At 57.6% G+C, this 942-nt stretch carries 1 protein-coding gene; it reads right to left on the reverse strand.

The genetic code is table 11. The features are described 5' to 3' along the window. Positions 1–876 (reverse strand): IS1182 family transposase (locus PQR42_RS45555; protein WP_408496105.1); only part of this gene is annotated, 876 nt, incomplete at its 3' end. Positions 877–942: the final 66 nt, after the last annotated feature.

The following is a 942-nucleotide window of genomic DNA, read 5'->3' on the forward strand; positions in this document are numbered from 1 at the left end:
CTTTAGCTTGCCCATCGCGCTCTTCGCAGAACTCGCAATCCTGCTGAGTTGCCCGTGATCGCCCCCGATATTCGTCACCTCGTGTTCCACGATCAGATGGTGCTTCGTATCCACGGCGGTCTGCACGTTGTAGCCGACGGTGCCGGTTCTCTTGCCGCCGCTGGTCATGGAGCGGGAATCCGGGTCAGTCAGCGATAGCTGTCTGTCCGGTTGCGTCTTCAGTTGCTTTTTGATCTGCTCGAGCTCACGCATCTGCTGGCGCAACAGCGCGATCTTCTCGTACAGGTGCACGGTCTTCACATCGAAACCTGTCGGACTGGTCCGGTCTGCGGTTTCAATCATGTCGAGATATCGTTGCACGCTTTCCTCGATCTGCTGCTGACGCTTGTCGATCTTGCCTGCGGTGTAGTTCCTGTCACGGCTGTTCACTGCCTTGAACTTGCTGCCGTCGATTGCCACCATGTCGCCGGATAGCAGCTTCAGTCCGCGACACAGTTCGACGAAACGACGGCATACGTTGCGAATGGCTGGGCCGTTGTCGCGGCGAAAGTCGGCGATCGTCTTGAAGTCTGGCGCCAGACGCCCTGTCAGCCACATCAGCTCGACATTGCGTTGGCATTCGCGCTCAAGACGTCGGCTGGAGGGTACGCGGTTCAGATACCCGTAGATATAGATCTTGAGCATCACGCCTGGGTGGTAGGACGGGCGGCCCGTGACTGCGGGCGTGCTACCGTTGAAGCCAAGTTCCGCAAGGTCCAGTTCGTCGACAAAAGCATCGATGACCCTGACTGGATTGTCCTGTCCGATGTAGTCATCGACGCATTCGGGAAGCAGTGCGACCTGCTTGCGGTCATCGCCTTCAACGAATCGCTTCATGAGTCACCCGGTCTCAACGCGTTGATTCAGTTTAGGCGATCAATGCGTTTTCACACACCCTCGGCC

The organism is Paraburkholderia sediminicola (genome assembly GCF_046027355.1).
Lineage (GTDB): Bacteria > Pseudomonadota > Gammaproteobacteria > Burkholderiales > Burkholderiaceae > Paraburkholderia > Paraburkholderia sediminicola_B.